The 6923-nt window shown below is 41.4% G+C and carries 7 protein-coding genes and 3 pseudogenes; 5 read left to right on the plus strand and 5 right to left on the minus strand.

Translation table 11 applies throughout. The features are described 5' to 3' along the window. The 5 genes and pseudogenes from LC574_RS19190 to LC574_RS19210 all read left to right on the plus strand — a co-directional run. Positions 1-546 (plus strand): UDP-N-acetylglucosamine--N-acetylmuramyl-(pentapeptide) pyrophosphoryl-undecaprenol N-acetylglucosamine transferase (locus LC574_RS19190; RefSeq protein ID WP_229454977.1); only part of this gene is annotated, 546 nt, incomplete at its 5' end. A gap of 66 nt (positions 547-612) precedes the next feature. After that, positions 613-1953: a hypothetical protein gene (locus LC574_RS19195; RefSeq protein WP_229454978.1), complete on the plus strand. Its 1341-nt coding sequence runs from the start codon at positions 613-615 to the stop codon at positions 1951-1953. Between the two features lie 61 nt (positions 1954-2014). Then, a pseudogene (locus tag LC574_RS19200) lies at positions 2015-2221 on the plus strand (hypothetical protein); the annotation flags it as partial. 84 nt (positions 2222-2305) lie between these two features. Continuing rightward, positions 2306-2815, plus strand: coding sequence for a hypothetical protein (locus LC574_RS19205; protein ID WP_229454979.1), 510 nt, complete (start codon positions 2306-2308; stop codon positions 2813-2815). Positions 2816-2863: 48 nt separating this feature from the next. Beyond that, complete coding sequence (locus LC574_RS19210) at positions 2864-3751, plus strand: hypothetical protein (RefSeq protein ID WP_229454980.1); 888 nt, start codon at positions 2864-2866, stop codon at positions 3749-3751. Between the two features lie 110 nt (positions 3752-3861). On the opposite strand, the pseudogene LC574_RS19215 reads toward LC574_RS19210, so the two are convergent. From LC574_RS19215 to LC574_RS19235, 5 genes and pseudogenes are all read right to left on the minus strand, one after another. Next, positions 3862-4332 (minus strand): annotated as a pseudogene (locus tag LC574_RS19215) (hypothetical protein); the annotation flags it as partial. A gap of 72 nt (positions 4333-4404) precedes the next feature. Then, on the minus strand, positions 4405-4599 hold the full coding sequence (gene rpsU, locus LC574_RS19220; protein ID WP_069073011.1) for a 30S ribosomal protein S21: 195 nt from the start codon (positions 4597-4599) through the stop codon (positions 4405-4407). A gap of 133 nt (positions 4600-4732) precedes the next feature. Then, on the minus strand, positions 4733-5044 hold the full coding sequence (locus LC574_RS19225; protein ID WP_229454981.1) for an RNA-binding protein: 312 nt from the start codon (positions 5042-5044) through the stop codon (positions 4733-4735). Between the two features lie 370 nt (positions 5045-5414). Then, entirely contained in the window at positions 5415-6536 is a 1122-nt protein-coding gene (gene recF, locus LC574_RS19230; protein ID WP_229454982.1) for a DNA replication/repair protein RecF, read from the minus strand. 107 nt (positions 6537-6643) lie between these two features. Further along, positions 6644-6805 (minus strand): annotated as a pseudogene (locus LC574_RS19235) (cation transporting ATPase C-terminal domain-containing protein); the annotation flags it as partial. Between the last annotated feature and the right edge of the window lie 118 nt (positions 6806-6923).

Here is a 6923-nt window from a genome sequence, read left to right on the forward strand (position 1 = left end):
CTGGATTTAGCTATTCCTGAAGGTGTTCCTTTAATTGTCGTCTTTGGTGGTAGCCAAGGTGCAGTTGCGGTTAATAAGTTGGTGCGTGAATCTGCAAACGCTTGGTTTAATGCTGGTGTTTATGTAGTACATTTAACTGGCGATCGCGACGAGGAAGCAGATAGTCTCAAACATCCACAGTACATAGCCTTACCTTTTTACAACAATATGGCAGCGTTGTTGCAACGAGCTACTCTAGCCATTAGTCGTTCTGGTGCTGGTAGCTTGACAGAATTAGCAGTATGTGGAACGCCAGCAATTTTGATTCCTTACCCCTTTGCTGCCGAAGACCATCAATCTTACAATGCAGACGTATTTACTTCATCTGGTGCGGCGTTAACACTAAAGCAATCGGAGTTGACGGCACAAATATTGCAAAGTAATGTGTTGAATTTATTGCAATCACCGGATGAGTTAGCAAAGATGAGGGAAAAAGCTCATGCGATCGCAGTTCCCGATAGTGCTGAGAAATTGGCGCAGTTAGTGCGTGAGGTGATAGAAACTTAAAAAATTCAAAATTCAAAATTCAAAATGGAAGATAGTAAGAGATAATAGGAATTTATTCTCTAGGTTATGAGTATTTTATTTAACCAAAAATTCCGTCTCACAGTAGGTTGTGCTGCCTTGTTGCTTGTCAGTTTAGCCAGTAGCCATCTATATACTCAGTCAAAAACTAAACAGCTAGCTCAAAAAAATCAGTTTTTGACTCAGCAAGAAATTACCCCACTTAAATCACAGATTTCTCTTACCTCAAATCAAGTTGCTCAGAAACTTGATTTGAGGTTTCAAAATTCTTTAATCGCTCAACAAACATCTGATGAAATTATAGACAAAGAAAATGCTTTTTCATCTCAACAGGATTTGTTAGCCGCATCTGCACCCTATCCAGTTATTGATGAGTTCAAAAAATACAAATTTAGCATTAATGGCAGCCAAGTTATTACTCCAGTCAAACTCCCAAGTAGTAAGGTCAACTTCAATCAAAAAGATTTATTAACCGTTCTTGTTAATACTAGAAAATATTTTCAAGATTATAGTTCAGAAGACCCAGATATTCTGCGTACAGGAATGCTTGCTACTCAAGGGGTTACTGTGCCAGATGTCCTCAAGACGTTAGATTTCATGATTGCTGTCTTAAAGGAGGATATTGCTAATAATCGAGCTACTCGTTTACAAGATCCCAAGTTTATCAATTCCAATTTTAGAGTTATTAAATGGACTGCTTATAATCCAAAAGACAAAAAACAAAAACAATTAAGAATTACCAAATATGCAGTATTTACTCATTCCGGCTCTCGCAAAAAAAACTCTAATTTTAATACACCAATTTATAGCTTAAAAGATAATTATAATAAAAATACTTTCTACACCAAATACACCAAGCAGGATGTTTTGTCTGGTATTTATGAACCAGGCGGTAAAGAATTTGGAAAAGTTAAAAGTCTCGCTTATCTAACTAGAACTGGGTTAGAAGAAGCGTTGATGCAAGGAACAATCTTAATTAACTTTACAGATGGTTATAGGGCATTTTTTAATGTAGATAGAAATAATGGAATGTCTTATATTCGCGGATTAAAGGCAACAGCACAAAAGCGTTATTGGTATTTTAGAGAAGTTGATGCCATTAAAGGCTATGGATACAAAATAGATGCAAAAATTTCCATTAAACCAGGAGTAACCTTTGCTGGAGATGTGCTGAATATTGGTTTAGGTAGAGTAATTGTTATTGAGCATACTAAAGGTGGTCGCAAACATCTGCAAATGGGAGTTATGGCTGATACAGGCGGAGCCTTTTTACCCAATCTTTATCAACTCGATTTTTTGGCAGGTATTTTTCAGAATCAAAAAGAATTTAGGCAGAATATCAGCCAATTGCCGGAGTACGCTACAGCATATTTTTTAGTAAAGAAGTAATGCAGTCAAAAATCTATATACGGGTCAACAATTCTAAATTGTGACCATCCAAGTCATAGAAATGGCGTTCAACTTGAACGGTTTCAACTTCAACCAATCAATCATTGATTCAAGCGATCGCGTCATCAGCACTTGGGCAGATGTAATCAACCGGGCTAACCCGGGTATGGAAGTAATGCACGAGCGTAACGCTCACAACTTCCCCTTAGATTTGGCTGCTGGTGGTGTTGCTCCTGTGGCTCGCTATAGTTCAGAACTTAGGAAATAATTATCAAAAAGTAAATTTCACGGGTAATAATTGCTAGCAGCGCAGATAATTGCCTTAAAGCTCAAGTATAAGGAAAAGCCAGGAATGATTTTACAGCGTGGGCGTAGGGTAATAGCTGCTTTGTTGCTGTCAGTTTTACTACTGACTACAGCCTGTACTCCAAAAGCACCTGGACGTTTTGACCAGGCGCAAAAAGAAAGCACTCAACAAAAAAGCGGTCAAGCGGTTGCTAAGAGTGCAACTCAGGGTAGCGAATTTAATAAACTTTTCCCTGATGCAGGTGATGGCTACCAGCGCGTCTATACCCAAGAGAAAAAAGGCTTTGCGGAAGCGAAGTTGAAAAAAGACGGTAAAGATATAGCCTTGCTGTCTATTTCTGATACGACAAGCACACCTAGTGCAGTAGCAAAGTTCTCGAAAAGCACCAAAAAAATTGGTGGTTATCCCGCAGTGGAAATTGGTAATACGCAAACTGCAATTTTGATAGGTAAGTACCAAGTAAAAGCACTTTCCCGTGATCCGTCATTTACAGCTAGCGATCGCGCAGATTGGCTAGAGAAGTTTAATCTTAATGGTCTGGCTACACTGAAATGATTTGTACTACGAACATTCAGATAACAAAACCTAAATAAGGAGATTTTTGTGAGCAAATCGATTGTTGATTTAGTTGATCAATTGCCAACCGGTGGCTTGACCATTTCTATGTTGAATTCTCTCGATTTTGTTGCTCCTGGAGAGTGGCAAAATATCGTCGGTTTTGTCAACACCATTAAGGTCGTCACTGGGGAAGACGACGAAGATTTAATTCAGCAAATTGTTGAACGAGCAATTTATCTATTCAATGACAAATCCCAAGGATACCAAACAGCCTTGTGGTTATATCAAACCGTTGATGGTACAGATAAAGCGCTTGGTGCAGCAGCTTTAGCTAACAAAGTTGGCGAGAAAATTCCATTGTTGGGTTTTTTAAACTCTGTCACTCCTAAACCTGACAAAGCCCAAACCATTGATTTGACATTAAAATTAGTGGCTGAATTGGTAGCCTTCTGTCAAATTAACGGCATTCCTGGAGATAGTATTGGGGATTTTGTCGCCTCTTTAGGTGAGTATAGTGGTGAGTCGCTTATCCGCATGGTGGCATTAGTTTGCGTTGATGGTTTGATACCTCTGGGCCCAGACTTCATCAACAAAGCGATATCTGGGCTTAATCAGACAAATCCACAGGAATTAGAAAAAAACTCGACTTTCCAAAATATCAAAGATGTGATTCCAGGGAACAATGCTGGTAGTAAACTCAACTTTATTGGCGAAAGCTTTGACTCAGTTAAAGGTTGGATGAGTGGTATTGTTAACGCGAATAATTTAACGCCACAAAAGGTTGTCCACAACTTGCAAAGTTTTAGCGATATTGCCGATGACAAGTTAGATTACCTCGCGGCATTTCTAGATGTAGCAACAAATTATTATGAACACACCGGCACGCAAACTTTAGCACGTCGCTTGATTGAACGGGCGGTGGCTGAGATTTAGGTTGATTGGGGGTGGGGACTAGGGAGTGAGGGAGTGAGGGAGGTGAGGGAGATGAGGGAGAATAATTAATAACCCATGCCCCATGCCCAATGCCCAATGCCCCATGCCAATTAGGGTAAACGCAAATCTGCTGCGATCGCATATAAGTAAGGTTGAAAAATAGCCAAGTTTTCCAGTTTCTCAAACTTACCTGTTTGCGAACTTGGGTCAAAGGCAGTGGTAATTACGTAAAGTTTATTGCCATCAAAGGCAACATGACCGATATGTTGCTCTTGTACTCCACCTTTTTGCTTGAGTCCGGCGAACCCATAGCGGATTCCCTGAAGCTTACCAACGGGTACTGGTTGGGGTGGGTAGGTTACAGCTATTTTCAGGTAAATAGACCACGCGGTAGGGGCACAGCAATGCTGTGCCCCTACGATAGATGTGGTTCAAATACATGAAAACTGCTGTAAGAAAGTAATCTCTTTTCCATATTCACCCTGACGGTCTTTCGCAAAAGCAGCGTAGTGGTCTGCAACCCAAGCCTTGAGTGCTGCTAATACCTGGGTTTGGTATTTGCAAGTTTGGTAGTCCACTTGGGAACCAGTTGGAATCCTGGCTGCTACGAGTTTCTTTCGGAAATAATCAAAGGGCAAATCTGCTTGGACTTTTTAATTGAAGCGAGAACGTTGTTGACGACGTTGCTTGTGCCTAGCAATTGCTTTGCGCTTCTCTTTTTCTATCGGTGTTTCAAAGTGGCGCTTTTTTCTCATATCTTGGAAAATTCCTGCTTTAGAAACTTCCCGCTTAAATCTTCTCAAGGCTGATTCTATACCTTCATTCTCCCCTAAAACTACTTGTGTCATTCTCATTCCTCCTTAATGTGGATGAATAGTTTAAGACTAGATACAAAATAAAATATTCCAGCAGAGTGCAACCTTTGGCTCTATCTGCTGGAGACTCTAAATGTGAAATTTTTAGGAATCGACTTAGTACGACTTAGTAGCGATTATTGTTGCGGCGGGGATTAGCGCCACCCCAGCTACCACGAGAGGAGTTACTTCTTTCCTCACGAGGTTTAGCTTTGTTTACTTTCAAATCACGTCCCATCCACTCAGCACCATCAAGTGCTTCAATAGCAGCTTGTTCTTGTGTGTCTGATTCCATTTCCACAAAAGCGAACCCACGCGGCCGGCCTGTTTCCCGATCTGTGGGTAGTTGAACACGACTTACTGTGCCGTATTCTGCAAAAGCCTGCTTTAGGTCTTCTTCTGTAACCTGATAAGACAGGTTTCCGACGTAAATTGACATAGAAATCTCCGAATTCAGGGAGTGTAGATAGTTAAATTCGGAGAGACACTTTTTAGAAATCAAAACGAGTTACTCAACCGAAAATAATCTTTATGTCCATGAGTCTAGCACAACTTAAGCCTTTGAATATCGTCTTATTGTGAATTTTATTCACAAATTAAACCTTAAAGATAGGTTTGTAGACTTCTCCATTGACTGGCTTTTGTTGCTTGTACTATAAAAGTTACACTTTTAACAGGAAATCGCAATCAACTAGCGATCGCGCTGCTATTTAGTGTTTTGAAAATTAAGCTGTGGACTAAGGGGTAAAGATTATTATCGTAAATTAAAGGGTTTAAGACCCGCAACGTCAACACGAAGTCACAAATGACTAATTTGGGATTATTTCTCCTGCTTTCACAAAAAGAATTTGGGAGGACTTCAACCACTGAGAATCAAAAGAACCCAAGTGAGTAGTAGTAATTAGGGTCTGAAAGCGGTCTTGAATGGCATCGAGTAATTGATTTTGGCGGGATAAATCTAGTTCGGCAAGAACATCATCAAGCAATAGCAATGGTGGCTCTTTGACGACTTCTTCAATTAATTGTAATTCTGCTAATTTTAAGGCTAGAACCAGCGTTCTTTGTTGACCTTGAGAACCGTATTGACGAGCGGGTGTCTGGTTAATAGTTAATTCTATTTCGTCTCGATGGGGGCCGACAAGAGTAGTGCCTTGGTGCATTTCGGCGATCGCTCGTTGCTGGATTTTTGCTAAAAAAACTTGCTGCACTTCTTCTTTCTGGTTATCCTCTAAAGGAATATTCGGCAGGTACTTGATTTGCAAAACTTCTGTACTGCCGCTAATACTGGCGTGCCAAGCACTAGCAATGGGAGCTAATCGTTGGATGGCGCGATCGCGTCGTCTAATTACCCTAGTTCCTGTGGTAGCTAACTGTGCATCCCACAACACCAGTTCTGACTGTAGAGACGTTGCATCCAACGTCTCCAGATGGCGTTTTAAAAAGGCATTGCGCTGGCGTAACACATGGTTATACTGCTGCAAAATGTGAGCATAAACTGGTTCAAGTTGAATTAAGAGTGTATCTAACCAGTTGCGGCGACCTTCCGGGCCGCCGCGTACTAGTTCTAAATCGAGGCTAGAAAATTGGACTGCATTGAGAACGCCGAGAAAATCCATTTGGCGGCGGATAGATTCACCATTGAGGGCAACGCTACGGCGACCATTGCGGCGCAGGGTTAAAGTCAGGTCACTAACGCCTGTTTGTCGCTCAAGGGTGGCATTAATTTGGGCTATGGCTTTCCCTTCTTGAACCAAATCGCGATCGCGGGTGATTCGGTGCGATCGCAATGTCGCCAGCAACTCCACCGCCTCCAACAAATTTGACTTTCCCTGAGCGTTATTACCTACCAAAATTGTTTTGGCAGCATTAAACTCAACGTTTTGGTCTTGATAATTACGAAATTGTCGGAGGTTTAGAGTTTTGAGGTACATATTGGGGAGTGGGGAGTAGGGAGTGGGGGGAGCAGGGGGAGATGAGGAAGCAAGCAATTATTATTCCCCCTTATCCCCCTCATCTTCCTCATCCCCCTCATCCCCCATTACACGGCCTTCTTGCCCATAATCCGCAAAAATATCTTCTCCAATTCAATCCACACAAACATTAAGGCACTGAAGCCAATACAAACCCCCAACTCTTGCAGATTCAGGTAGTGAGTACCAAAGAAATCTCGCAGGGGTGGGACGTAAACTAGCATCAATCGATAAGACTAAGGAGGAATTGTTTGACCCATTTGCAGATGCGTCGAATTTGCCGACTTCAAAGCCAGGATTTCAAATCAAATCCATCTTACTGGGTGCAGCTTTGGTGGGAATTGTAGT

This window comes from Nostoc sp. CHAB 5715 (genome assembly GCF_020829685.1).
Classification (GTDB): domain Bacteria; phylum Cyanobacteriota; class Cyanobacteriia; order Cyanobacteriales; family Nostocaceae; genus Nostoc.

Coding starts and splice junctions, on each gene's coding strand:
- recF (WP_229454982.1), bottom strand. CDS start 6,536: ATGTACCTCAAAACTCTAAACCTCCGACAATTTCGTAATTATCAAGAC.
- LC574_RS19225 (WP_229454981.1), bottom strand. CDS start 5,044: ATGTCAATTTACGTCGGAAACCTGTCTTATCAGGTTACAGAAGAAGAC.
- rpsU (WP_069073011.1), bottom strand. CDS start 4,599: ATGACACAAGTAGTTTTAGGGGAGAATGAAGGTATAGAATCAGCCTTG.
- LC574_RS19205 (WP_229454979.1), top strand. CDS start 2,306: ATGATTTTACAGCGTGGGCGTAGGGTAATAGCTGCTTTGTTGCTGTCA.
- LC574_RS19195 (WP_229454978.1), top strand. CDS start 613: ATGAGTATTTTATTTAACCAAAAATTCCGTCTCACAGTAGGTTGTGCT.